Source organism: Kitasatospora sp. NPDC004723 (assembly GCF_040609255.1).
In the GTDB taxonomy this organism is placed as follows: domain Bacteria; phylum Actinomycetota; class Actinomycetes; order Streptomycetales; family Streptomycetaceae; genus Kitasatospora.
The window spans coordinates 56,450-79,486 of the sequence record NZ_JBEXJT010000004.1; the positions used below are offsets into that span (position 1 = coordinate 56,450).

The window sequence follows — 23,037 nt, forward strand, 5'->3', positions numbered from 1 at the left end:
GGCGCGCTTCATGACATCGACGCTAGCACCCGAACGCCCGCCGGGCGAGCGGTTTCCCCGGACGGACCCGCCCGCGCGGGCTCAGTGCAGCACCACGCAGCCGCGCGCCGCCAGCGCCGACAGCAGTGCGGGGGCCGGCTCGACCGCGTTCCAGCGCAGGTCGAGCTTCTCCAGCGCGGGCAGCGCCGCCGGGTCCGCCAGCCAGTCCGGCAGCCCGGTGATCCGATTGCCCCGCAGGTCGAGCCGGCGCAGCCGCGGCAGCCCGGCCAGCACCGCGGGCACCTCCGGGAACGCGTTCTCCCGCAGTTCGAGCTCGCGCAGCTCGGCGAGGCCGGCGAAGGAGTCCGGCAGGGCGGTCAGCGTGTTGCCGCGCAGCCAGAGCTCGCGCAGCGCGTGCAGGCCGCCGAGCGATCCGGGCAGCGCGGTGAGCGCGTTGTGCTGGGCGCGGAGTTCCACCAGGCCGGCCATCGCGCCGAGGGCGTCGGGCAGTTCGGCGATCCGGTTCTCGCCGATGTTGAGGTAGCGCAGCGCGGTGAGCCCGCCGAGGGCCGCCGGGAGCGCGGTGAGCGCGTTGTCGTGCAGGTAGAGGAAGTCGGTGAGGCCGGTGAGGCCGCCGATCTCCTCGGGGAGTGCGGCGATCCGGTTGTGGCCGAGGTCGAGGGTGCGCAGCCGCCGCAACCGGCCGATGGCGGCCGGGACTTCGGCGATGCCGGTCTCCGCGAGGATGAGCACCGTGAGGTCGGTGCGGTCCCAGACGCCGGCGGGCACGGCGTCGGGGTGGCGGCGCCAGAGATTGAGGATGGTGTCGGTCACCCGGCCATCCTGCCGCACCCGCACCCGCCCGCGGCCGTGGTCCGCACGTTCCCTCCCCGGCCGTCCCGGCCCGCGCGGAACGGGCCGGGACGGCCGGGTGGGTGCGGTCACCCGCCGACGGTCAGGGGCGCAGGACGCGGGAGGGCGCGGCGGCGTTGTCGGCCGCGGCCTGGGAGCGGAGGGCGGGGGTCACGCAGACGTCGTCGCCGGGCCAGGCCTCGCGCCAGACGTAGCCGTTGACGCAGGTGTGCGGCCCGTAGGGGCCGGAGACCCAGCGGCTGGCGCGGACCGCGTTGTCGGCGGCGGTCTGGTTCCGGTTCGCCGGGGTCACGCAGGTGTAGTCACGGTTGTCGCCGTCCCGCCAGACGTAGCCGGCGGCACAGGTGTTGGGACCGTAGGCCGCCACCGAGGTGGCCGAGTAGACGGTGACACCGGCGGTGCCGCCGCTGATCGAGGTCGAGATCGAGTCGCCGTTGGCGTTGAGCGAGCTGACGGGCAGCCGGGCGCCGCCGTCCAGGGTCCGCTGGAGGTAGGGCGTGCCGTTGACGATCTCGTGGATCAGCACGACGTCGTTGGGGATGCCCGCGGAGTAGCCGAGCTTCCGGGTGAACTCCACGGTGTAGTAGTGGAACGGGTCCGTTCCGATCGGCACCCGCAGCAGCTGCGGGTGGGAGCCGTCGTCGCTCTGGAAGGAGGTGAGGGTGTAGCTGCTCCAGCCGGCCGGGGCGACCGCCACCCGGCTGTGGTCCACCCAGCCGAGCTTGTCGAGGTGGTAGGCGGCCAGGCCGACCGGCCGGGCGTTGCCGTAGGTGCTGCCGACGCCCGGGCTGTAGACGTTGGCCGCGCTCATCTCGTCCCACGGGTCGTCGTACTCGCCCGGCTGCGACCACGGGGCGTTGCGGTAGCCGGTGTCGTTGGAGTAGGAGTGCCCGAGCCCGTATCCGTGCAGCATCTCGTGGGCGACGGAGACCGAGGAGAGGCCGGTGCCGTCCAGGTAGATCGCGTTGGTGCTCCCCCACCAGTCGATGCCGACGTTGGTGACGACGATCGTGCGGTGCCCGGCCGGGACGGTGTACCCGCCGGCGCGCGCGGCGGCGACGCAGTCCTGGAAGCGGGTGCCCCGGTCGCGGCCCTGCTCCTGCGCGAGGGTGTACGGCATGGTGTACCAGCCGGCGGCGTTGGAGTTGCGGATCTGCACGGCGCCGGCCGAGATGCTGTTGAAGTAGTCGTACATGCCGCCGGTGCCCGCGCCGGAGTCGGTGAAGAAGTTCCGCAGCCAGCCGGCGGTGTGCGGCTCGGAGGCGTTGTCGGAGACCTTGCACATGAGGATCGACCAGCCGGTGTAGCCGCGGACCGGCACGGCCCCGGCGCCCTGCGGGAGGCCGAGCAGCAGCAGGAGGACGGCGGCCAGCAGGGCCGTCCCTCTGGCGCCGATCCGGCGCATTCGATGTGTGCGCATGGAGGCGTTCCCCCCTCGTCCCGGTGTTCCGGGGCCTGCCCCCGGACGGGTCAGGCACCCGTACCCAGGCAACGATGAGCAATAAACTCCTTACAGGCAGCGGTAGTTGAAGGAGATCGAGGGTCCGGTCGGCGGTTCGCCGACCCGGCGGCCGGAGGGCCGGCGAACCGTCAGTCCCGGTAGTCCATGGCGTAGCGGCAGTGCGCGGGGGCCGTGCGGCGCTCCTCCGGCGCGGACTCCTCCCCCGCCCCTTCGACGGCCGCCTCCGCGGCCTCGTGCGGGCGGTGGTCGCGCGGGTCCTCGGAGAGCGGTCGGTACTCGGTCATGGCGCGGACGTCCTTCCGGTCGCGGCGGCGGCCCCGGTCGGCCCCGCCCACGGTTCCAGTCCATCCCCGCGAACGGCCTGGCGCACCGGCTCTTGACGCCCCGGCTACGCGGATCCGCCCCGCGTTGACGGCACTTTGACGACGACCGCCCGTGGCCCCGGCCCCACGCCCCGCACCCCGTGCCCCCGCTCAACAGGAAGGGCCCGTCCGGCGGAGGGCGGTCCCCCCGCCGGACGGGCCCGGCACCGGAACGGTGCGATCACATGTTGATCATGTGACCGGCCAGTCCGTGGATCGCCTCCTTGACCGCCTCGCCCAGGGTCGGGTGGGCGTGCACGTTGCGGGCGACCTCGTGCACGGTGAGGTCCCACTGCTGGGCCAGCGTCAGCTCCGGCAGCAGCTCGGTGACCTCGGGCCCGATCAGGTGGGCGCCGAGCAGCTCGCCGTGGGTGTTGTCGCAGATGACCTTGACGAAGCCGGTCGGGTGGCCGAGGCCGTGCGCCTTGCCGTTGGCGGTGAACGGGAACTTGGCGACCTTGACGTCGTAGCCCAGGTCGCGGGCCTGCGCCTCGGTGTAGCCGAAGCTGGCGATCTGCGGCTGGCAGTAGGTGGCGCGCGGGATCATCGCGAAGTCCACCTCCATGGTCTCCGCGTCGCCGATCGTCTCGGCGGCGATCACGGCCATCGCCTCCGCGGCGTGCGCCAGCATCAGCTTGGCGGTGACGTCGCCGATGGCGAAGATGTGCGGGACGTTGGTGCGGCCGCGGCCGTCGACCGCGATGGCGCCGCGCTCGGTCAGCTTGACCCCGGTGTTCTCCAGGCCGTAGCCGTGCACCCGCGGGGCGAAGCCGATCGCCTGGAGCACCTTGTCGGCCTCCAGCACCTGCTGCTGCCCGTCCTTGGCGGTGACGATGACCTTGACCTTGGCGGCCGGGTCCTTGTCGTCGATCGAGTCGACCCGGGTCGAGGTGAGCACCTGGATGCCCAGCTTGCGGTACTGCTTGGCGAGCTCGGCGGAGACCTCGGCGTCCTCCAGCGGCACCATCCGGTCGAGGAACTCGACGATGGTGACCTGCACGCCGTAGTTGTGCAGCACGTAGGCGAACTCCACGCCGATCGCGCCGGCGCCGGCGATGATGATGCTGCCGGGCAGCTGCTCGGTGAGGATCTGCTCCTCGTAGGTGACCACGCGCTCGCTCAGGCTGGTGCCGGGCAGCAGCCTGGTGGTGGCACCGGCGGCGATGACGCAGTGGTCGAAGGTGACGACCTCGAAGCCGCCACCGTTGAGGGCGACCTGCAGGGTGTGGTCGTCGACGAAGGTGCCGCGGCCGTCGTACTCGGTGATGTCGTTCTTCTTCATCAGGTAGTGGACGCCCTTGACGCGGCCGTCGGCGACGGTGCGGCTGCGCTTGAACGCCTCGCTGTAGTCGAAGGTCACCTGGCCCTCGACCTTGATGCCGAAGGTCTTGGCCTCCTTGGTCACGATGTGCGCGAGCTCCGCGTTGCGCAGCAGGGCCTTGGAGGGGATGCAGCCCACGTTCAGGCAGACCCCGCCCCAGTACTTCGACTCGACGACGGCGACCTTCAGGCCGAGCTGCGCGGAGCGGACGGCCGCGGTGTAGCCGCCGGGGCCGGCGCCGAGGACGACGACGTCGTAGTGCGTGCTGCTCATGGTGCTGACTCCTCCGAGGGTGTCACGGTGTCGTGATCTCGGTGCCATGGTGTCAGGCCCCCGCCCCGCGCACCCATCGGACCCCTACCGCCGGGCGCCCGACCGGGTTGCCGGCCCGGCCCCCTGCCCGCCGGGCGGGGCAAGGGGGCCGGGCCGGACCGGATCAGACCTCGACCTCGTGCGCGTGGCCCTCCTGGAGGCCGCCGCCCTCGGTGCGCTGCGGCGGGACGGGGGTGTGCAGCGAGGAGAGGTCCCAGGCGTAGGTGCCCACCGAGTCCGCGATGACGTCGATGTTGACGTCGAAGGCGGTCAGGTCCAGGTTGCGGAGGTCGTCGCAGGCCTTGTGGTAGCAGGGGTCGAAGGCCTGGCCGGCGGTTCCGCCGTACTTGGCGGCCTGGGCGGGCGTCTTGATCACCTCGGCGCCGGTGTCGGTGCCGCCGGCCGGGATGCCCGCGTCGATGAACGGACCGTAGTCGGAGCGGCCGGTGAAGTCCGTGCCCTCGTGCGGCAGGCCGCGGCGGTCGAGGTAGTCGGTGATGTGCCGCTCCAGCTGCGCGGAACCGTCCGGGCCGGGGCCGGAGCCCACGTGGTCGGAGTCGTCGCCGTCGTAGACGAACTGCGCGGAGTTGGGCGAGGCGATCATGTCGAAGTTCAGGTAGAGCTTGATCTTCTTGCGGTCGGCCTCGGAGAGCGACTTCACGTACGCCGCGGAGCCCCGCAGACCGAACTCCTCGGCGGACCACCAGGCGAACCGGACCTTGTTCTTCACCGGACGGTGGGCGAGGTTCCTGGCGACCTCGAGGATGCCGGCCGTGCCGGAGGCGTTGTCGTTGATGCCGGGGCCGGCCTGCACCGAGTCGAGGTGCGAGCCGATCACGACGGTGTTGTCCGGGTCGCCGCCGCGGGTCTCGGCGATGACGTTCCAGGTCGTGCGCTTCTCCATGAAGGTGCGGATGTCCAGGGCGACGGTGACCGGGCCGGCCGCGGCCTTGGCGGCGAGCGCCTGTCCGGCGGCCTGGGTGATGCCGCCGACCGGGATCCGCCCGAGGCCCGGCTCGCCGAGGGTGCCGTTGAGGTCGCCCTCGACGTTGTTGTAGATCACCGCGCCGAGGGCGCCCGCGTCGGCCGCCGCGGCCTGCTTGACCGCGAAGCTGCAGCCGCCGCGCCGGATCAGCGCGATCTTCCCGCTGACCGCGCCGGAGGCGTAGTCGGCGGCCTCGCAGCCGGTGGTGGCATCGACCGGAACCACCACGAGCGCCGCGGTCAGACCCGTGTCCGGGCCGCCGACCGAGTAGGTCATCGCCTTGATCACGACGTCCTCGGCCTGCGGCGAGACCACCGAGAGCCGCTCGGACAGCTCCTGGAAGTACGTGTACTCGAACTGCTGCCTGGACACCTTGAGCCCGGCCCGGCGGGCCTGCTCGTAGACGTAGCTGGCGGACTGGTCGTGGCCGGACGTGCCCGCCACCCGGTTGCCGCCGTTGCGGCGGGCGATCCGCTGGAGCGCCTCCAGGGTGTCGTAGGCGCCGTCCGCACTGCTCTCCTCCACCAGACGGGCGGCCAGCTTCGCCCCCTTGCGGGCCGGGTCCGGGTCGGCGGCGGCGCTGCCGGTGCCGACCAGCAGCAGCGGGGTGACCAGCGCCGCCACCGCCAGCGCGGCGCCCGCCGTCCGGCGGGCGGGGGCGGTGCGGGCGCGGAGGGTGGCGGCCGGGCGACCGGTCCGAGCGTTCAAGGCTTGTCCTTCCGACGGTCCGTGGGACTCCCGATTTGACATGTTCCTCGCCCCCTTGCCAAGCCCGGCGCACAAGCTGACCGGATGCGGACACCCCGGTGTGCGGCGATGCTGGGAGAGGTGGGGCCGTCTCATCCGGGAGTGTGACCACATGTCCATGTTCGACAAGCTCAAGAGCATGCTCAAGGGCCATGAGGACCAGGCCGAGAAGGGCGTCGACAAGGCCGGTGACATGGTCGACGAACGTACCCAGGGCAAGTACAGCGGCCAGGTCGACACGGGCCAGGAGAAGCTCAAGGACCAGCTGCGCGACGACCGCCCGCCGCAGTAGCCCCCTCCCCCGAACCCGGGCCGTCACGCAGTCACCGGCCCGCCGCCCCGGTTCGTGTGCGCGCTTCCCGGCGCACCCACGGACCGGGGCACTATTTTCAGACTTTACATACTCATTACTATTAGTCCGGTTGCGCGTTCGCGTCTCATACGCGGTCAGGCGCCGGCGTCCCGTGCTCCGGCGTGCCCGCGCCGTGCGCAGCCTCTGGGAACCGCCCTGACGAGAGGACAGCCGCCGTGTCGATCGCCCGTGTCCGGACCACCCCGCTCCCCGGTGTCGGAGTCCAGTACGACCTCACCACCCGAGAACAGCGGCACCTGTCCGTGATCGCTCACCGGGACGGCTCACGCAGCCTCAACGTCTACCGCTCGGACGACCCCGACGCCTGCTCCCAGGCCTTCCGGCTGACCGCCGAGGAGTCCACCGCCCTGGTCGACGCCCTGACCCCGGCCCACCACAACCCGGCCCTGCTGCACACCACCGACCTCGGCCTGGTCGCCGAGCGGCTCCCGGTCGACGGCACCTCGTACTGGAACGGGCGACTGCTCGGCGAGACCCGGATGCGCACCGAGACCGGCGCCTCGATCGTCGCCGTGCTGCGGCGCACCGGCGCCGTCCCCTCCCCCGCGCCGGACTTCCGGCTGGCGGGCGGCGACACGCTCATCGTGATCGGCACCCGCGAGGGTGTGGACGCGGCGGCGGCGATCCTGGAGCGGGGGTGATCGGGGGGTGCACACCGCGACCGTCTTCATCGAGCTCGGCTCGGTCATCCTCGTCCTCGGACTGCTCGGCCGGATCGCCGGCCGCTACGGCTTCTCCCCGATCCCGCTCTACCTGCTCGGCGGGCTCGCCTTCGGCACCGGCGGGCTGCTGCCGCTGAGCGCCAGCGAGGAGTTCGTGGCGACCGGCGCCGAGATCGGCGTCGTCCTGCTGCTGCTGATGCTGGGTCTGGAGTACACCGCCGCCGACCTGGTCACCAACCTCAAGGCCCAGTACCCGGCCGGCGCGGTCGACTTCCTGCTCAACGCGACACCCGGCGCCGTCGCCGCGCTGCTGCTCGGCTGGGGACCGGTGGCCGCCGTGGTGCTCGCCGGCGTCACCTGGATCTCGTCCTCGGGCGTCATCGCCAAGGTGCTCGGCGACCTCGGCCGGCTCGGCAACCGGGAGACCCCGGTGATCCTCAGCATCCTGGTGCTGGAGGACCTCGCGATGGCGGTCTACCTGCCGATCCTGACGGCGCTGCTGGCCGGGGCCGGCCTGCTCGCGGGCTCGATCACGCTGGCCATCGCCCTGGCCACCGCCGGCGCGGTGCTCTTCGTCGCGCTCCGCTACGGCCGGGTGATCTCCCGGTTCGTCTCCCACGACGACCCGGAGAAGCTGCTGCTGGTGGTGCTCGGGCTGACCCTGCTGGTCGCGGGCATCGCGCAGCAGCTCCAGGTGTCGGCGGCGGTCGGCGCGTTCCTGGTGGGCATCGCGCTCTCCGGCGAGGCCGCCGAGGGCGCGCACACCCTGCTCAGCCCGCTGCGGGACCTCTTCGCGGCGGTGTTCTTCGTCTTCTTCGGCCTCAGCACCGACCCGACCAGCATCCCGCCGGTGCTGCTCCCGGCCCTGCTGCTGGCCGTGGTCACCGCGCTCACCAAGGTCGCGACCGGCTACTGGGCGGCCCGCCGCGCCGGGATCGCCACCCGCGGCCGGTGGCGGGCCGGCGGGGCGCTGGTCTCGCGCGGCGAGTTCTCCATCGTCATCGCCGGGCTCGCCGTCACGGCCGGCATCGAGCCCGGCCTCGGCCCGCTGGCCACGGCGTACGTGCTCATCCTGGTGGTCACCGGCCCGCTCGCCGCCCGGTACACCCAGCCCGCCGTGGAACGGCTGGGCGCCGTGCTCGCCCGGCGCCGGCGTCCCTGGGCTCCCGAGGCGCGGACCTCCGAGGCGCGGATCCCCGTGCAGGGCACGTCGGCGGACGCCGCGGAGCCGGTGGAGGATCCGCTGGACGAGGGGTCCGGGCAGCCGCTCGACGGCCTGTCGCGCTGACCAGGTCCTGAACGGCGCGCCCGCGCGCCGACCGCACACCCTGCCCCCGGGCGGGTCACCTCCGGTGGTCCGCCCCGGGGCTTTCCGCGTCCTCGGCGCGCTCGTCCTCGGCGCGCTCGCTGTCCGACGGCACGCCCTCGGTGGCCCGCGCACCGCCGCCGCAGTGCTCGCAGGGGCCGGGGCCGGACCGCTCGCGCAGCCGCCCGCACGCGTCGCACACCCGGTCCAGCCAGCAGGCCGACTCGCCGCCCTCGTCCATGCCGCGATTGTGCCCGCCGACCGGGCCCGGACGCGAGTAGACAGTGTCTACTCGGCCTTGGTAGAAACTCCCCCATGACCGAACAGGACAACCCCGCCGGCCTGCGCGCCCGCCTGGTCGCCGCCGGGGTCGAGCTGCTCACCCTGGAGGGCGTGCACGCGCTCACCCTGCGCGAGATCGCCCGCCAGGCCGGGGTCTCGCACGGAGCCCCGCGCCGCCACTTCGCCACCCACGCCGAACTGCTCGCCGCCATCGCCCGGCACGGCTTCGACGACCTGGCCGGCACCCTCGGACTGCGCGGCGACGGCGCCCACGAGACGACCGCCGTCCACGGCCCCGCCGAGGCCCGCGCCCGGCTCGAACGGCTCGCCCGCGGCTACCTGGCCTTCGCGGCCGACCGGCCGGGCATGTTCGAGCTGATGTTCCGTCACGACGTCCTCGAAGGCAGCGGCGCCGAGCTGCGGCGCACCTCGCTCCCGCTGTTCGACGCCCTCACCCGCCTGGTCGCCCTGGTCCACCCGCCCGCCGCCGACGGCGACCCCTCCCCGACGACGGCCGCGGCGGCGCTCTGGGCCAACCTGCACGGCCTCGCCCAGCTCCACGCCTGGGGCAGCCTCGCCCTCACCACCGGAACCGACGCCCTGGACCCCGTCCTGCGCGCCACGCTCGACGCCCACCTCGGTCCGGCACCCCGGTGAGCGAAACCCGCGTGGCGAGCGGGGCCGGCACGGTGACCGGGACCGGCGCGCGGCGGCTCACCCTGACCGGCAGCATCCTCGGCGCCGCGATCGTCGCCCTCGACGGGACGGTGCTCACCGTCGCCCAGCCCAGTCTCCAGCGCGACCTGCACGCCTCCCTCGCCGCCGTCCAGTGGACCAGCACCGCCTACCTGGTCACGGTGGCGGCCCTGCTCGTCCTCGCCGGGCGGCTCGGCGACCGCTACGGCCACCGCCGGGTCTTCGCGGTCGGCGTGCTCGGCTTCGGCGCCGCCTCGGCCGCCATCGGGCTCGCCCCCGGCATCGGCTGGGTGATCGGCCTTCGGGTCCTCCAGGGCGCGGCGGGCGCACTGCTCCAGCCCGCCACCCTGGGCCTGCTGCGCGCCGCCTACCCGGCCGACCTGCTGGGCCGGGCGATCGCGCTGCGCACCAGCGCGATCGGGCTCTCGGCCGCCGCCGGCCCGGTGATCGGCGGCGCCCTGACCACCCAGCTGGGCTGGCGGTCGGTCTTCCTCCTGACCCTCGCACCGGCCGCCGTGGCCGGCGTGGCCGCGCTGCTGGTCCCGCTGCCCGCCACCGCCACCGCCGACGACGCCGACGCCGACGGCCGTGCGACCGGCCGCACGGTCGGCCTGGACCTGCCGGGCGCCGCACTGCTCGGCTGCGCGCTGGCCTGCCTGGTCTTCACCTTGACCGGCCTGCCGGACCGGGGCCCGACACCGGGCAGCGGGCTCGGGCTCGCGGCCTCGGCCGCCCTCGGCGCGGCCTTCGTCCGCCACGAGCGCAGCGCCCGGTCGCCGTTGCTGCCACCGGCCCTCCTCCGGACCCCGGCGGTGACCCCGGCACTCGGCGTACTGCTCGCCGCCTCGGCCACGCTGTTCGGCACGCTCTTCCTCGCCACCTACTTCCTGCAGGACGTACTGTCCCTCGATCCGCTCGCCAGTGCGCTCCGGGCGCTGCCGCTGGCGGTGGCGATGGTGGCGGCCGCGCCCGCGTCGGCCCTGCTGACCCGGCGGCACGGGCCGCGCCGCACGGTCGTCGCCGGGATGTGCTCGATCACGGCGGGCGCCCTGACGGTCGCGGCCCTGCGTCCGGGCACTCCGGCGCTCGTGCTCGGCGTGGCGTTCCTGCTGCTGGGCGCCGGCTTCGGGGCGGTGATGGCGACGGCGACGGCCGCGCTGGTGCGCGCCGCCCCGGTGCACGCGGCCGGGGTGGCGGGCGGATTGCAGCAGACCGCGATGAACATCGGGCCCGCGCTCGGTGTGGCCGCCGCCACCACCCTCACCGCCGGCCGCCCCCTGGTCGACGCCCTCCCTGTGGCCCTCGCCGTGCTGGCGGCCACCGCCGCCGGCGGAGCGCTGCTCGCCACCCGGCTCCCGGCGGTCCGCATCGCGTGACCGGCCGTCGGTCCGACCGACCGACCGGCCACGGGGCACCGAAACGGCTCGGCCCGACCGCGTTTCCGCGATCGGGCCGAGCCGGGCGACGGGGCCGGGCCTACCGTGAGGGGGCGCGGCTCCCGGCGGGTTGCCGTTCGGTGCCTCGCACCGGCATCAGTTCGTCGGCTGCTCGACGGACGCACCGGCGACGGGCGTGGGAGCGTCCGTGCCGAGCGCGGCCCAGTTGGAGTCCGCCCCGTCGGCCGGCCAGGCCGCGTCGCCCGTACCGAGCGCGGCCCAGGGGGACTCCGCGCCATCGGTGGTCCACTGCGCACCGGTGCCGAGGGCGGCCCAGTTGGAGTCCGGCCCGTCGGTGGGCCAGGCCGCGTCGCCCGTACCGAGGGCGGCCCAGTTGGGGTCCGTGTCGGCCGCGGCGGCGGCGCCGACACCGGTCAGGCACAGGATCGTGGCGGCGGCAGCGGCAGCGCAGAGCAGTCGTTTCATGGGAGGTCCTCCTCGGTGGGGTTGGAACTCCGCCAACAGTTCCCACACGATCCGTCAGGGTAACCGCCCATTCGCATGACCATGTCGTACCGGCGGCCACCACCGTCCGAGCGGCGGATCGGCAGCGGGTGTCGGCACTGCGTCAGCGATCAGACACCGGGTTGCGCGGGGAAGAGCGCGTCGAGGCGGGGTGTCCCGGCCCGCACGGCGGCCGCTGCGGCTCAGGTCTCTTCCTCGGGCGCCGCCCATGCCTCCTGGACGGCGTCCAGAGCCTCGTGGAACGCCTCGCAGCCGTCGTCCTCCTGGCCCGTCAGCTCGCCGAACGCCTCCTGGGCCACGTAGTCGAGCTCCTCCCATTCCGGCCACTCGTCGTCATGCCACTCCCGCAGGTCCCGTCCCGCCAGGGCCCGCACCTCGGCAACGTCGGCGAGGGCGTCCGGATCGGCGAGCACGGCCTGGTACGTCCCCCGCCCCTGGGCCACCAGCCAGAGCGCGAAGTAGTCGAAACCGTCGTCGGAGCACAGGCCGCCCTCGATCCGGCGCACCGCCCGCCACAGTGCGTCCGTGCCGACCGCCGCGCACGCGGCCTCCAGATGTGCCTGGAACTCCACCGCCTCCGCGGCCGGTCTGCGCCGCAGGCTCCCGCGCAGCCACTCCAGCCGTTGGTGCCGGTCACCCGGCTGACTGCTCAGCTCGTCCATGAGCGCCCAGAAGGTCGTGTCGTCCATGCCGCACAGGATCGCAACCACCACTGACACATTCGAGAGCCCCCCGGGAACCGCGACAGCGGCTCTGCCAGGACGGGCCTGCCTGTCGCACCTCGCGAACCGTGCGCGTCCGCCCGAAGCCGACCGAGCACGTACAGGTGGACGCCGACAACGGATCAGCGGCGTTTCAGCGGCGGACGAAGAAGGTGGCGGTGTCGTGGTTGCCGAGCCAGCGCAGGGTCAGCGGGCAGCGGGACACCGGGCGCCAGTGGGAGGCGAGTTGTGCGAAGAAGGCCGGGTCGGCGCACAGGCCACCGGAGCGGTCGCCGAGGTAGAGGACGCCGGGGCCGCGGTAGGCGCGCAGGGCGTCGGCGGCCATCGGGTCGCGGTGCGGGGGCCAGAGCAGCGCGAGCACCCGGTCGGGGTGGGCGGCGGCGTCCTCGGCGGCCCGGCCGGGGCGGACCTCGGTGTACTGGAAGCGGTCGGTGAACCCGTTGTGTCCGGCGTCGGCCACGGCGTCCGTGGCCAGCACGTCGATGCCGCGGGCGCGCAGCAGCCACGCCCAGTAGCCGCTCCCCGCGCCGACCTCCAGCAGACCACGGCCGTCGAGACGGTCGGCGATCCAGTCCACGGCGGTGCGGGAGGCCAGGGCCCAGCTGTAGACGCGGGAGAGCTCCTGCCGCCGGGGCAGCGGCGGGCCGGACCCGGCGGGGAGGTGGTCGAACACATCGATCACCGGCCTCGCCCCACTGCCGTGGCGCAGCGCCGGGTACCAGAGCAGCGGCACCATCTGCGGGTTGTGCGCGGCGAACTCGACGTCCTGCGCGGGCAGCAGGTCACCGAGTTGACGGAAGGGCCGTGCCCACCCGGGGTGGTGCAGCTCGGGCCGTCCGTCCCAGAGACGGATCAGCCGCTCGGCCGTCGCGGCGACCATCCGGGCGGTGGGGTCGCCGGGGCCGGCGGTACCGTCCGGGTGGTCGCCGGGAGCTTCGGGCAGCACCGTCGGCACGGTGAGCGTGGTCGGCGCGGTCACGAGCGCTGTCCGGTGGCGGGTCAGAGCGCTATGTGGTCCTGGACCGCGAGCCCGTCCGGGCCGCCACCGGCCTGGCCGAGCATGCCCATGTGCGCCTCGACGACGATGCCGGGAGCATTGGCGGGCTCCTGGACGGCGCTCACGCCGCTCACCACCGCCGCGGCGGCGAGCGCCGCGGTGGCCGCGCCGATCAGGGCGGTGTGACGAGTACTCGACTCCATGGCTCCACCTTCGCTTTCGGGAGATCGATCGTGTGCAGCTTAAGCAGTCGCCCTTCGATCGCTCAAGCGAATTTCTGACGCCCGTTCAGCGGCACCGGCGGCGGGCCCGGCGCCACCCGCGTCCGACCGGGGGCGGGGCAGCAGGAGGCGAAACAGGGCGAGTTGGACGAGGGGGCCGATCGTCACACCGGCCCGGATCCCGCCGACACCGAGCGGGCGTGGCCGGCCGAGACGCTCGCCGGGCCGGAGGGCGACGCGCCGAACGCGTGAACAGCGGCCGGACGCTCCGGTCGGAACCGGTCCGGCCGGGTGCGGCGTGACTATGATGAGCCGCCATCCACCACGGCCGATCCGTCCGGTACCACGGCACCGCCGCGCGTGACCAGGGCACGGGCCCGCCCCGCGCCCGCCCCGTCCCGTCCCGAGGGAGACCGCCGTGCCCAGTGCCGAGACCGCCGCCTCCGACCAGCCGGCCGCCCGCCGCCCCGCCGTCCGTCCCGCCACCACCCCGGACACACCCCGTCCGGCGCGCCCGGCGGACATTCCCGGCTGGTTCTTCCGGCTCGACCAGGAGGCCTTCCGCCACCTGCTCACCGCCCAGAGCGCGGCCGGACTCACCGGCGACATCCTCGAACTCGGCAGCTACCTCGGGCGCAGCGCCGTCCTGCTCGGCGACCACCTCCGGCCGGGCGAGCGGCTGACGGTCTGCGACCTGTTCGACTCCGAGGCGGGCGACGCCGACAACGACGCCGAGATGACGATGTCCTACCGGTCCTCGCTGACCAGGCGCGGGTTCGAGGCCAACTACCTGGCGTTCCACCCGGAACTGCCGACGATCGTGCAGGCGCCGACCTCCGTGCTGGCCGACGGCCGCATCCCGGCCGGCAGCTGCCGCTTCGTCCACGTCGACGCCTCCCACCTCTACGAGCACGTGGCCGGGGACATCGCGGTCGCGCGGCAGGCGCTGGCCGCGGACGGCCTGGTGGCGCTGGACGACTACCGCTCGGAGCACACCCCGGGTGTGTCGGCGGCGGTCTGGCAGGCGGTGTTCACCGGTGGGCTGCGGCCGGTGCTGCTGACCCCGATGAAGTTCTACGGGACGTGGGGCGATCCGGAGCCGGTCCGCGAGGCCCTGCTCACCCGGGACTGGCGGGCCGAGGGGTTCACCGTCGACGAGGACGCCATCGCGGACCGGCGGGTGCTGCGGCTGAACGTCGCCGCACGGCCGCCGGTCCCGCACTCGGGTCCGCGCCGGCTGCTGCTCGACCTGCTGCCGCCCGCGGCCACCCGGGCCGTCCGGCGCGGGCTGCGGGCGCTGCGGGAGCGGCAAGGGGCCCGTCCGGGCGGGGCCGGTGGCCGGCGGGGCCGGTAGCCGCTCTCTCGGCAGCGTCATCGCGCTGGTGTTCACGCTGCTGCGCCGATCCCGCTGCTCGGACGCCCCCCGGCGGACCGCGGATAGGGTCGGCCGGTACGCCCGCCGACCCCGTCGGCGGAGCGATCCCGCACCGTGGAGGCCCCGTGGAACCACGACCGCCGCACCCGTCCGACCAGCCGCACCCCTCCGGCCCGCCCGAGGGCCCCTACCTTCCGGCCGACGAGGACCTGGCCGAGGCGCTGCTGGCACTGGCGGTGCCGTTCGAGGAGGTGAACGGCCTGCTGGCGGCCCGCACCCGGCTGGCCCGGGACCGGGGAGTGCGGGCACTCTTCGAGGAGACGCTGCAGGCCCAGGCGGGCGCCGTGGGAACGCTCGGGGAGCCGGCCGGCATCGACCGCGACTGGCCGGCCGGCGTCGTGGACGGCGCGGGCCTCGCGACGCTGCTCTTCACCGCACTGGCCCCGTACACCCGGGCCCACCACCGCGCGCTCGGCGTCCCACCGGAGGTGACCCGGTCGACGCTGGCCGACCTCGGCCGGCAGCTCGTGGTGAGCCGGTGGCGCGGCCACTCCGGGCTGGGCAATCCACGCTGGCTGACGCTGCACTTCCGGGGCGAGCTCTTCCAGCTCGGCCGACTGCAGTTCCAGCGCCGCCGACCGACCGGGGCGGACGCCGAGGCGGCGCGGGCGGCGGAGGCCGGCGAGTGGACCCTCCAGGTGCACATCCCCGACCACTGCGGCCCGCTCTCCCCCGAGGCGTGCGACCGCGCGCTGGACCGGGCCCGGGCGTTCTTCCCCCGGTACTTCCCGGGCGAGCCGTACCGGAACGCCTGCGTCTTCTCCTGGCTGCTCGACCCGCAGCTCGCCGACTACCTGCCGGAGGACTCGAACATCCTGCGCTTCCAGCGGCGGTGCGCCCCGCTGCGGCGGCCGAGCCGACCGCACGTGCCCGAGGACACCAATCCGCTGCGGTACGTCTTCGGCGACGTCGACCGGCCGCTGGAGTCGCTCCCCCGGGACACGGTCGTCCAGCGCGCCCTGGTCGACCACCTGCGGGCGGGCGGCCACTGGTATGTGTGCGGCGGCCGGCTCGCGCTCTGATCGGCCGCCGCCACCCGATCGGCACCGGTCGGCTCCTGGTCGGCTCAGACGTCGAAGGCCGTGGCCGTGGACCGCTCCTCCCAGGCGGCGACGTCCTCCCGGACCTGGTCGAGGTGGGCGAGGACGGCGCCCACCGAGTCCTCGCCGAGCGGCAGCCGCAGCGGGGTCGACTCCGCCTCCAGCGCGGCCAGGATGACCGCCGCCGCCTTGGCCGGGTCGCCGGGCTGCGAGCCGTCCCCGCCGGCCACCAGGGCGCGGGTGTCCTCCACCTTCGGGTACACCCCGCTGTCCGCGCTGACCCCGGCCCGGCCGGTCTCGAACAGCGAGGTCCGGAAGGCGCCCGGCTCCACGATCAGGACCTTGACGCCGAACTCCCGCACCTCGTCCGCCAGCGCCTCGGACAGGCCCTCCAGCGCGAACTTGGTCCCGCTGTAGGCGCCGAAGCCCGCGAAGGACAGCTGCCCGCCCACGCTGCTCATCTGCACGATCGCGCCCGAGCGCCGCTCCCGCATGTGCGGCAGCACCGCCCGGACCAGGGCCGCCGGGCCGAAGAAGTGCACGTCGAACAGGCGGCGCAGCTCCTCGTCGGTGGTCTCCTCGACGGCGCCGACGTGGGTGCGGCCCGCGTTGTTCACCAGTACGTCGATCCGTCCGTGCCGGGCCACGACGCCCCGGACGGCCTCCTCGATCGCGGCCGTGTCGGTGACGTCCAGCCGCAGCGCCGCCACCTGGTCGGGATGCGCGGCCACCAGGTCGTCCAACGCCTCCGGGTGCCGGGCCGCGCCGACCACCACGTCGCCGGCGGCGACGGCCGCCCGGGTGATCGCCCGCCCGAAGCCGCTGCTCGCACCGGTGACCAGCCACACCTTGTTCATGACGAACTCCCCGTTGGATCCCGTGGATCCCCTCGATCGGACAACTCCTGACACCGATCAGGGTGCCCCCGAATTCCGTTGCCCGTCCAAGACCCGCGGTGATAGCCAACGGTAATGACCATGGACGTCCACGCGCGAGACCTCCGCTACTTCGTCGCCGTCGCCGAGGAACTGCACTTCACCCGTGCCGCCGAACGGCTGTACCTGTCGCAGCCCGCGCTGAGCAAACAGATCCGGACGCTGGAGCGGCGGCTGGGCGCGGAACTGTTCCGGCGGGACCGGCACGGAGTGGCGCTGACGGCCGCCGGCGGGGCCCTGCTGCCGCACGCGCGGCGGGTGCTGGCCGCCTGGACGGAGGGCGCGGCGGCGGTGGAGGCGGCCAAGGCGGAGCAGCGCAGCACGCTCGTGGTGGGCATGAGCACCAGCCCGGCCCGGGGCGGCCTGCTCCCGGCCGTCCGCTCGCGCTTCGGCGCCGCGCATCCGGAGGCCGCCACCCGGCTGCGCCAGACGAGTTGGGAGGACCCGACGGCGGGCCTGGCGGACGGCAGCGTCGACGTCGCCTTCGTCTGGCTTCCGCTGCCCGACGAGGAGCGCTTCGGATGGACGGTGGTCGCCGAGGAGCCCCGGCTGATCGCCCTGCCCGACACGCATCCGCTCGCCGCCCGCACCGGGATCGACTTCGCCGAGCTGGCAGACGAGCCGTTCCTCGCCCTGCCCCCCAGCGCGGGACCGCTGCGGGACTACTGGCTGGCCCTGGAGGCCCGCGCCGGCCGGCCGCCGCGCATCGGCGCCGAGATCGCCGGCGTGGAGGAGACGTACGAGGCGCTGATCGCCGGCCTCGGCGTCTGCCTGGTGGCGGCGGGCAACGCCCCGCTGATCACCCTGGGCGGTGTCACCACCCGCCCGGTGAGGGGCGTCGGGGCCTGTCACTACGTGCTCGCCTGGCGCCGTGAGGACGAGCACCGGCCGCTGGTGCGGGCCTACGCCGACGCGTGCCGGGCCACGGTCGCCGGATGGCGGCGGACCGACGAGGCGGCGGCGAATTCATCATATTTCTCGCACTCATATGACCGCATTCACCCTAACGAGGGAACTTCATTTAAAGATTTGCCCACGGAACATTAAAGAGCGCATAGTGATGGCGTCTCAGTTGGCTCTAGGAATGGCCAACTTATGGCAAAGGACCGCGCGTGTCCCGCACGGGCCCCTGGCAGACGAGGAGATGGCGTTGCGTCACGGGAACATTCACGACGGCTACGGGCAGCGGCTGCGCGAGCGGATCGCCGCCCCGGGGACGACCCCGCTCATCGGTGTCTACGACATGTACTCCGCCTCCATCGCGGCCGCGCACTACGACGGCATGTTCGTCTCCGGCTTCGGCTTCGCGGCCTCCTACTACGGCCTGCCCGACATCGGCTTCATCGCCTGGCCGGACATGGTCGCCTTCGTCGAGCGACTGCGCGGCGCCTTCCCCCGGCACCACCTGCTGGTCGACATCGACGACGGCTACGTCGACCCCGAGGTGGCCTGCCACGTGGTGCGGCGCCTGGAGCGGATCGGCGCCTCGGGCATCATCCTGGAGGACCAGAAGCGGCCGCGCCGCTGCGGCCATGCCGACGGCAAGCAGGTCCTGCCCCTCGACGAGTACCTGGAGAAGCTGGACCTGGTCCTCGCCGCCCGCACCGACCTGGTCGTGGTGGCCCGCACGGACGCCACCGAGGAGGCCGACATCCTGCGCCGGGCCGAGGCCCTCGCCGCCACCGACGCGGACGTGGTGCTGGTCGACGGCGTGCGCAGCGAGGAGTGGATCCGGCGGATCCGCCGGGTGGTGGGCGACAAACCGCTGCTGTTCAACCAGATCGCCGGCGGAAAATCGCCCCGGCTGTCGCTGTCCGAGCTGGGCACGCTCGGGGTGGACGTCGCCATCTACAGCACGCCCTGTCTGTTCGCCGCCCACCAGGCGATGGACGAGGCGCTCACCGGGCTCAAGGTGGCGGACGGACGGTTGCCGGCCGCCGCCGGGCAGCGGCCGGAGATCGGTGTGCGCGAGTCCACCGAGCTGCTGGAGCGGAACATCCCGCGCCCGCCCGCCCGTGAGGAGGTGGGCGTGTGACGCTCCGGCAGCCCGGCTCCCCCGGGCTCGCCACGACGACCGGGCTGGCCGGAGTCCTGGCCTGGGCGGTCATCGGCTGCGCCCTCGCACCGGAGGCCTCCGCCGAGCGCAGCCTCGTCACCGTGATCGACAACTCCCGGGCGGACTCGATCATCGAGATCGACCGAACGGCCGACCTTCAGATCGGGCGCGGCTCGGCCGGCAGCGACCATGACGGCTCCACCGCCGTGGCGACCGGTCTGCTGGGCACGGCCCTGGCGCTCCCGGAGACGGAGGAAGGGGGTGGGGAATGACCACGGCCCGTCAGCACCGGGCACCGCCCGCGACGCGGGGCCGGGGCCGCCCGCCCGGTGGCGGTGAGCGGCGGCGCCGATGGTGGCGCGCGCTCGACCCGTATGTCGCGGCGCTGGCCGGGGCGGTGGCGCTGGCCGCAGTGCTGCCCGCCACCGGAAGGGCGGCGCGCGGCGCCGAACTGGCCTGCGGCCTCGCGGTGGCGCTGCTCTTCTTCCTGTACGGCGCCCGGCTCTCCGCCCGTGAGACGCTCGCCGGGCTGCGCCACCTGCGACTGCACGGGCTTGTGCTGTCCTGCACCTTCGTCCTGTTCCCGGCGCTCGGGGCAGCCGTGACGGCGCTCGCGCCGGGCGCACTCACCGAGCACCTGCGGGCGGGTGTGCTGTTCCTCTGCGTGGTCCCGTCCACGGTGCAGTCCTCGGTGGCGCTCACCGGCGCCGCACGCGGGAACGTACCGGCGGCGATCTGCGCCGGCACCTACTCCGGTCTGGTCGGCCTGGTGCTGACACCACTGCTCGCAGCCTGGCTGCTGGGGGCACACGCCGCGCTGTCGGCCGACGGCCTGCTGCGGATCTGCGCCCAGTTGCTCGCACCCTTCCTGCTCGGGCAGCTGCTACGGCCGTGGATCGGTGGCTTCCTGGGCCGGCACCGCCGGGTGCTCGCCCCGGTCGACCGGGGGTCGATCCTGCTGGTCGTCTACACCGCGTTCGGCGGCGCGGTGACACAGGGCGTCTGGTCCACCGTGACGCCGCCCGCCCTGCTCGGACTGGGAACGGTCCTGCTGGTCCTGTTCGCGGTCGTGCTGACCATCGTCCGGCTCGGCGCGCGTCTGCTGGGCCTCGACCGGGCCTCCGGGATCGCGGCGGTGCTCTGCGGGTCGCAGAAGAGCCTGGCCGGCGGTCTGCCGATGGCCACCGTCCTCTTCGGCCCGCAGGCCGGGCTCCTGGTCCTGCCGCTGATGATGTACCACCAGCTCCAACTCGTGGCGGGCGCCCTGCTCGCCGGCCGCTGGGCCCGGGCACCGGACAACGACGAACCGGCCGACGAAGAGTCACCCCCTCCCACCCGTGCCTCCCCCGAGGCCGCCTGACGCCCCCTGGCTACGCGGGCGGGCCCCTCCTGGCCCGCCCCCACCCAACCCGGCCGAGTTCGACACGCCCAACCCCGTCCCAGAGCCGTCCCTTGCTGCGATTGGCACCAATTGCGGGCTGAACACCGCTAGCGTCGGACCCATGATCGTATGGCTCAACGGCACCCACGGCGCAGGCAAGACGACGACCAGCGCCCTCGTACAGCAGTTGATCCCGGATTCACGGGTGTTCGACGCCGAGAAGGTCGGCGAGACGCTCATGGACATCACGCCGGGGCTGCCCGGGACGGACAACTTCCAGCACTGGCCGCCGTGGCGGCCACTCGTGGTCGAGACCGCCCGCCGCGTACTCGACTACACCGGCGGGACCCTGGTGATGCCGATGACTGTCCTGGTCGAGCAGTACTGGCGCGAGATCAGCGCGGGACTCGCCCAACACGCCATTCCAGTACGGCACTTCGTCCTCCACGCCGACCAGGAGACCCTCCGCGGACGCATCGCCGGAGACACCGTCGTCGGCCCCAACTCCTGGTTCCGCCTCAAGTACCTTGAGCCCTACGCCGAAGCGGCCCGTACCTGGCTGCACGACGAGGCCGAAGTCGTCGACACCACGCACCTCACGCCCGCCCAGGCCGCCCGGCAGATCGCGGAGGCGGTCAACGGCTGAGGCTCGATCGCTGCTCGCCGAGGAATCGTTGAAGTGCCGGTTGGGGGCACCCGGAGTCGGTACAGGCCTCGTCGGCCGATCGATCGGGGGCCACGAGGCAGGAGGGGTGGACGGGCCGGAATGGGTGGGGACCTCGGGCCGTGGTGGGCGGCGCGAGGTCCCCGGGGTGGAGCGGGGGGTGCGGGGGTCAGCTTCGCGGGGCGGCGTCCAGGGCGCGGGCGTCGGCGGCGATCAGGCGGGCGCGGTCGGCGGGAATGGTGCGGCCGGCCTGGTTGTCGGCCCAGTGGGCGAGCGGCTGGTACTGGCCCTGGCCGAGCATCACGGTGAGGGTGGCGACGGCGTTGCGCTCGGCGCCGGAGGTGAGCACCAGCGAGGCCAGGCCGGTCGGGGTGGCCGTGACGGTGAACTCGGTGCTCGTCTCGGCGCGGCCACCGGGGCCGGTGGCCTCGGCCCGCAGGGTGTGCTTGCCGAGCGTGAGCGCGGTGGTGTCGAGCGGCGAGCCGGCCGGCAGCTCCTTGCCGTCCAGGGTGAGCCGGACGGTGTCGGCGCCGCTCGCCTGCACGGCGGTCACCGGCTGCTGGGCGCGGTCCAGGGTCGCGCCGGAGGCCGGCGAGGTGATCGCCACGGTGGGTGCGGCCGGCGGGGTGGTGACGGTGCCGCCCTGGAGCCAGGCGGAGTTCCAACCGGCCAGCTCGGCCGGGCGGTTGGTGATGATGCCGTCGACGCCGGCGGCCTCCAGGGCCTTCCAGCGGGCGGCCGAGTCGACGGTCCAGACGTTGACCGCGACACCGGCCGCGTGCAGGTCCTTCACCACGCCGGGGCGGGAGGCGAGGGCGCCGTCGGCCGGGTTGTAGGCGGACAGGCCGAGTTCCTTGGAGATGGCCACCGGGTCGGCGTCCAGGTCGCCGCGCAGCAGGCCGAGGGGCAGCTCGGGGGCCAGCTCGCGGGTGTAGCGCAGGGCGTCGACCTCGAAGCTCTGCACGAAGACCCGACCGGTCATGCCGTGGTCGCGGACCTCCTTGACGATCCGGGCGACCTCGTCGCGGGTGTGCGCGCCCTTGATCTCCAGCAGCAGGCTGCCGCCGCGGGTGCGCAGGTCCTCCAGCTGGGCGGCGAGGCTCGGCACCCGGGCGCCCGCGTACGTCGGGCCGAACCAGGAGCCGGCGTCCAGCGCGTCCAGCTGGGCGGCCGTCAGGTCGCGGATGCGGCCCTTGCCGTTGGTGGTGCGGTTCACCGTGTCGTCGTGCAGCACGTAGGGGACGCCGTCCTTGCTGGGCTGGACGTCGTTCTCGATCCACTCGGCGCCACCTCGCCGGGCGACCTCGTCCGAGTCCAGGGTGTTCTCCGGGGCGGCGGAGGAGGCACCGCGGTGGGCGAACACGGTGAGCGGCGAGCCGGCGGGGCGCAGCCAGCCGCCGGGGGCGAGCGCGGTCACCTTGAGGTCGTCGAAGGAGACCTTCGAGCCGTTGACCACCAGGGCCTGGCCGCCGTCGGCGGTGCGGGCGACCTGGGTGGTGCGCATCACCTCCTTGCCGTCGAAGATCCAGCGGGCGGTGGTGCCGTGCACCTCGACGGCGATGCGCACGTCACGGCCGGTGCCGGCGGCGGTCGGCGCGGAGCCGGTGTTGGTGACGTTCCAGCTGTTGGCGGGGGTGCGCTGGGCGAACTCGAGACCGTTGCTCGCGGTGGTGCCGGAACGCATGGTGGCGATCGACCACGGGGTGGCGCCGCTCGCGGGGACGTCCAGGCCGAAGGCGGTCCAGCGGGCGGCGTCCTGGACGCTCTCGAAGCGGGCGGTCGCCTCGATGCGGAAGTCGTCGAGGTGGCGGCCGAAGGTGATCCGGCTCTGCTGACCGGAGTTGGCGGAGGTGCCGACCAGCCGGCCGTTCTCCACCTTCCAGTCGCCCTCGACGGCGTTCCAGCCGGCGGGGAGGGCCGGGCCGGCGAAGTGCTCGTCGACGACGACCTCACCGGCGGCCGGAGCGGCGGGCGCCGCGGCGAGGGCGGCCTCGGCCGGGGCGGCGGGCTCGGCGGAGGCGGCGGGCTCGGCGGAGGCGGCGCTCGGGGAGGTCAGCGCGACGGTGGTGAGGCTCAGTGCGGAGGCGACGGCGGCGGCCAGCAGACCGGTTCGACGTGCACGGTGGGGGCGGTGACTCTGTGTCATGGGCGGCACGCTAGGGACGGCGACCGAACCGGAAGCCACCACTCCGAAAACCGCTCGTGACCATTGTGCGTGCGATTGGCGGCGGTGGCGGATTCCTTGCGGTCCATGGCCGGTTCGCTTCCGCACGATGACCCGGGCGGTCCTTGCGGCACTCCGGCGCCGCAGTGCCCGGCGGACCA

At 74.0% G+C, this 23,037-nt stretch carries 24 protein-coding genes; 12 read left to right on the forward strand and 12 right to left on the reverse strand.

Going from position 1 to position 23,037, the window contains the following annotated elements; genetic code table 11:
• Positions 1 to 81: 81 nt before the first annotated feature.
• The 5 genes from ABZW10_RS06810 to ABZW10_RS06830 all read right to left on the reverse strand — a co-directional run bounded on the left by ABZW10_RS06810 (position 82) and on the right by ABZW10_RS06830 (position 5,918).
• Positions 82 to 813, reverse strand: coding sequence for a leucine-rich repeat domain-containing protein (locus ABZW10_RS06810; protein WP_355361070.1), 732 nt, complete (start codon positions 811 to 813; stop codon positions 82 to 84).
• A 121-nt stretch (positions 814 to 934) separates the two neighbouring features.
• Positions 935 to 2,272, reverse strand: coding sequence for a hypothetical protein (locus tag ABZW10_RS06815; RefSeq protein ID WP_355361073.1), 1,338 nt, complete (start codon positions 2,270 to 2,272; stop codon positions 935 to 937).
• 170 nt (positions 2,273 to 2,442) lie between these two features.
• Positions 2,443 to 2,598 (reverse strand): hypothetical protein, encoded by a 156-nt coding sequence (locus ABZW10_RS06820; protein ID WP_355361076.1) that lies wholly within the window; start codon positions 2,596 to 2,598, stop codon positions 2,443 to 2,445.
• A 259-nt stretch (positions 2,599 to 2,857) separates the two neighbouring features.
• On the reverse strand, positions 2,858 to 4,270 hold the full coding sequence (gene lpdA / locus ABZW10_RS06825) for a dihydrolipoyl dehydrogenase (protein WP_355361079.1): 1,413 nt from the start codon (positions 4,268 to 4,270) through the stop codon (positions 2,858 to 2,860).
• A gap of 163 nt (positions 4,271 to 4,433) precedes the next feature.
• The gene (locus ABZW10_RS06830) at positions 4,434 to 5,918 is read right to left on the reverse strand and encodes a M28 family metallopeptidase (RefSeq protein ID WP_355361531.1); all 1,485 of its coding nucleotides are present in this window, start codon (positions 5,916 to 5,918) and stop codon (positions 4,434 to 4,436) included.
• 235 nt (positions 5,919 to 6,153) lie between these two features.
• On the opposite strand from ABZW10_RS06830, the gene ABZW10_RS06835 reads away from it, so the two are divergent.
• The 3 genes from ABZW10_RS06835 (at position 6,154) to ABZW10_RS06845 (ending at position 8,364) form a co-directional block, all read left to right on the forward strand.
• On the forward strand, positions 6,154 to 6,333 hold the full coding sequence (locus tag ABZW10_RS06835) for an antitoxin (protein WP_355361082.1): 180 nt from the start codon (positions 6,154 to 6,156) through the stop codon (positions 6,331 to 6,333).
• Between the two features lie 236 nt (positions 6,334 to 6,569).
• Positions 6,570 to 7,055, forward strand: coding sequence for a TrkA C-terminal domain-containing protein (locus ABZW10_RS06840; RefSeq protein ID WP_355361085.1), 486 nt, complete (start codon positions 6,570 to 6,572; stop codon positions 7,053 to 7,055).
• 7 nt (positions 7,056 to 7,062) lie between these two features.
• The gene (locus ABZW10_RS06845) at positions 7,063 to 8,364 is read left to right on the forward strand and encodes a cation:proton antiporter (RefSeq protein WP_355361088.1); all 1,302 of its coding nucleotides are present in this window, start codon (positions 7,063 to 7,065) and stop codon (positions 8,362 to 8,364) included.
• A gap of 55 nt (positions 8,365 to 8,419) precedes the next feature.
• On the opposite strand, the gene ABZW10_RS06850 is transcribed toward ABZW10_RS06845, so the two are convergent.
• Positions 8,420 to 8,623, reverse strand: coding sequence for a hypothetical protein (locus ABZW10_RS06850; protein WP_355361091.1), 204 nt, complete (start codon positions 8,621 to 8,623; stop codon positions 8,420 to 8,422).
• A 74-nt stretch (positions 8,624 to 8,697) separates the two neighbouring features.
• On the opposite strand from ABZW10_RS06850, the gene ABZW10_RS06855 reads away from it, so the two are divergent.
• On the forward strand, positions 8,698 to 9,321 hold the full coding sequence (locus ABZW10_RS06855) for a TetR/AcrR family transcriptional regulator (RefSeq protein WP_355361094.1): 624 nt from the start codon (positions 8,698 to 8,700) through the stop codon (positions 9,319 to 9,321).
• A complete protein-coding gene (locus ABZW10_RS06860; protein ID WP_355361097.1) occupies positions 9,318 to 10,736 on the forward strand; it encodes an MFS transporter in 1,419 nt (472 codons plus the stop codon). Before ABZW10_RS06855 ends, ABZW10_RS06860 begins: the two co-directional genes overlap by 4 nt.
• Before the next feature lie 156 nt (positions 10,737 to 10,892).
• Here the strand turns inward: ABZW10_RS06860 and ABZW10_RS06865 are convergent, their stop codons facing one another.
• From ABZW10_RS06865 to ABZW10_RS06880, 4 genes are all read right to left on the reverse strand, one after another.
• The gene (locus ABZW10_RS06865; protein WP_355361100.1) at positions 10,893 to 11,222 is read right to left on the reverse strand and encodes a hypothetical protein; all 330 of its coding nucleotides are present in this window, start codon (positions 11,220 to 11,222) and stop codon (positions 10,893 to 10,895) included.
• 221 nt (positions 11,223 to 11,443) lie between these two features.
• Positions 11,444 to 11,950, reverse strand: coding sequence for a DUF4240 domain-containing protein (locus ABZW10_RS06870; protein WP_355361103.1), 507 nt, complete (start codon positions 11,948 to 11,950; stop codon positions 11,444 to 11,446).
• Between the two features lie 166 nt (positions 11,951 to 12,116).
• Positions 12,117 to 12,962, reverse strand: a complete 846-nt coding sequence (locus ABZW10_RS06875) for a class I SAM-dependent methyltransferase (RefSeq protein WP_355361106.1) — start codon at positions 12,960 to 12,962, stop codon at positions 12,117 to 12,119.
• Positions 12,963 to 12,982: 20 nt separating this feature from the next.
• Complete coding sequence (locus ABZW10_RS06880; protein ID WP_355361109.1) at positions 12,983 to 13,183, reverse strand: hypothetical protein; 201 nt, start codon at positions 13,181 to 13,183, stop codon at positions 12,983 to 12,985.
• A 436-nt stretch (positions 13,184 to 13,619) separates the two neighbouring features.
• Here ABZW10_RS06880 and ABZW10_RS06885 point away from each other — a divergent pair, with 436 nt between their 5' ends.
• A complete protein-coding gene (locus ABZW10_RS06885) occupies positions 13,620 to 14,555 on the forward strand; it encodes a class I SAM-dependent methyltransferase (protein ID WP_355361112.1) in 936 nt (311 codons plus the stop codon).
• A gap of 146 nt (positions 14,556 to 14,701) precedes the next feature.
• On the forward strand, positions 14,702 to 15,658 hold the full coding sequence (locus ABZW10_RS06890; protein WP_355361115.1) for an acyltransferase domain-containing protein: 957 nt from the start codon (positions 14,702 to 14,704) through the stop codon (positions 15,656 to 15,658).
• A gap of 44 nt (positions 15,659 to 15,702) precedes the next feature.
• Here ABZW10_RS06890 and ABZW10_RS06895 read toward each other — a convergent pair whose 3' ends face one another.
• Positions 15,703 to 16,533, reverse strand: coding sequence for an oxidoreductase (locus tag ABZW10_RS06895; RefSeq protein ID WP_355361118.1), 831 nt, complete (start codon positions 16,531 to 16,533; stop codon positions 15,703 to 15,705).
• Between the two features lie 114 nt (positions 16,534 to 16,647).
• Between ABZW10_RS06895 and ABZW10_RS06900 the strand changes: the two genes are divergently transcribed.
• The 5 genes from ABZW10_RS06900 to ABZW10_RS06920 all read left to right on the forward strand — a co-directional run bounded on the left by ABZW10_RS06900 (position 16,648) and on the right by ABZW10_RS06920 (position 20,694).
• Complete coding sequence (locus ABZW10_RS06900) at positions 16,648 to 17,658, forward strand: LysR family transcriptional regulator (RefSeq protein WP_355361121.1); 1,011 nt, start codon at positions 16,648 to 16,650, stop codon at positions 17,656 to 17,658.
• A 97-nt stretch (positions 17,659 to 17,755) separates the two neighbouring features.
• Positions 17,756 to 18,646 carry an isocitrate lyase/PEP mutase family protein gene (locus ABZW10_RS06905; RefSeq protein WP_355361124.1) on the forward strand — a complete coding sequence of 297 codons (891 nt, stop codon included), beginning with the start codon at positions 17,756 to 17,758 and terminating at the stop codon, positions 18,644 to 18,646.
• Positions 18,643 to 18,939: a hypothetical protein gene (locus ABZW10_RS06910; RefSeq protein ID WP_355361127.1), complete on the forward strand. Its 297-nt coding sequence runs from the start codon at positions 18,643 to 18,645 to the stop codon at positions 18,937 to 18,939. The genes ABZW10_RS06905 and ABZW10_RS06910 overlap by 4 nt, the downstream gene beginning before the upstream one ends.
• A complete protein-coding gene (locus ABZW10_RS06915) occupies positions 18,936 to 20,027 on the forward strand; it encodes a bile acid:sodium symporter family protein (protein ID WP_355361129.1) in 1,092 nt (363 codons plus the stop codon). The genes ABZW10_RS06910 and ABZW10_RS06915 overlap by 4 nt, the downstream gene beginning before the upstream one ends.
• 142 nt (positions 20,028 to 20,169) lie before the next feature.
• Positions 20,170 to 20,694 carry an AAA family ATPase gene (locus ABZW10_RS06920; RefSeq protein ID WP_355361131.1) on the forward strand — a complete coding sequence of 175 codons (525 nt, stop codon included), beginning with the start codon at positions 20,170 to 20,172 and terminating at the stop codon, positions 20,692 to 20,694.
• Positions 20,695 to 20,881: 187 nt separating this feature from the next.
• Here the strand turns inward: ABZW10_RS06920 and ABZW10_RS06925 are convergent, their stop codons facing one another.
• Positions 20,882 to 22,858: a glycerophosphodiester phosphodiesterase family protein gene (locus ABZW10_RS06925; RefSeq protein WP_355361133.1), complete on the reverse strand. Its 1,977-nt coding sequence runs from the start codon at positions 22,856 to 22,858 to the stop codon at positions 20,882 to 20,884.
• Positions 22,859 to 23,037 lie beyond the last annotated feature (179 nt).

What these genes read in the sequence shown, in the direction of transcription:
- ABZW10_RS06815 (WP_355361073.1), bottom strand. Translation starts at nt 2,272, where the DNA reads ATGCGCACACATCGAATGCGCCGGATCGGCGCCAGAGGGACGGCCCTG.
- ABZW10_RS06820 (WP_355361076.1), bottom strand. Translation starts at nt 2,598, where the DNA reads ATGACCGAGTACCGACCGCTCTCCGAGGACCCGCGCGACCACCGCCCG.
- lpdA (WP_355361079.1), bottom strand. Translation starts at nt 4,270, where the DNA reads ATGAGCAGCACGCACTACGACGTCGTCGTCCTCGGCGCCGGCCCCGGC.
- ABZW10_RS06835 (WP_355361082.1), top strand. Translation starts at nt 6,154, where the DNA reads ATGTCCATGTTCGACAAGCTCAAGAGCATGCTCAAGGGCCATGAGGAC.
- ABZW10_RS06850 (WP_355361091.1), bottom strand. Translation starts at nt 8,623, where the DNA reads ATGGACGAGGGCGGCGAGTCGGCCTGCTGGCTGGACCGGGTGTGCGAC.
- ABZW10_RS06855 (WP_355361094.1), top strand. Translation starts at nt 8,698, where the DNA reads ATGACCGAACAGGACAACCCCGCCGGCCTGCGCGCCCGCCTGGTCGCC.
- ABZW10_RS06865 (WP_355361100.1), bottom strand. Translation starts at nt 11,222, where the DNA reads ATGAAACGACTGCTCTGCGCTGCCGCTGCCGCCGCCACGATCCTGTGC.
- ABZW10_RS06870 (WP_355361103.1), bottom strand. Translation starts at nt 11,950, where the DNA reads ATGGACGACACGACCTTCTGGGCGCTCATGGACGAGCTGAGCAGTCAG.
- ABZW10_RS06880 (WP_355361109.1), bottom strand. Translation starts at nt 13,183, where the DNA reads ATGGAGTCGAGTACTCGTCACACCGCCCTGATCGGCGCGGCCACCGCG.
- ABZW10_RS06895 (WP_355361118.1), bottom strand. Translation starts at nt 16,533, where the DNA reads ATGAACAAGGTGTGGCTGGTCACCGGTGCGAGCAGCGGCTTCGGGCGG.
- ABZW10_RS06900 (WP_355361121.1), top strand. Translation starts at nt 16,648, where the DNA reads ATGACCATGGACGTCCACGCGCGAGACCTCCGCTACTTCGTCGCCGTC.
- ABZW10_RS06905 (WP_355361124.1), top strand. Translation starts at nt 17,756, where the DNA reads ATGGCGTTGCGTCACGGGAACATTCACGACGGCTACGGGCAGCGGCTG.
- ABZW10_RS06915 (WP_355361129.1), top strand. Translation starts at nt 18,936, where the DNA reads ATGACCACGGCCCGTCAGCACCGGGCACCGCCCGCGACGCGGGGCCGG.
- ABZW10_RS06920 (WP_355361131.1), top strand. Translation starts at nt 20,170, where the DNA reads ATGATCGTATGGCTCAACGGCACCCACGGCGCAGGCAAGACGACGACC.
- ABZW10_RS06925 (WP_355361133.1), bottom strand. Translation starts at nt 22,858, where the DNA reads ATGACACAGAGTCACCGCCCCCACCGTGCACGTCGAACCGGTCTGCTG.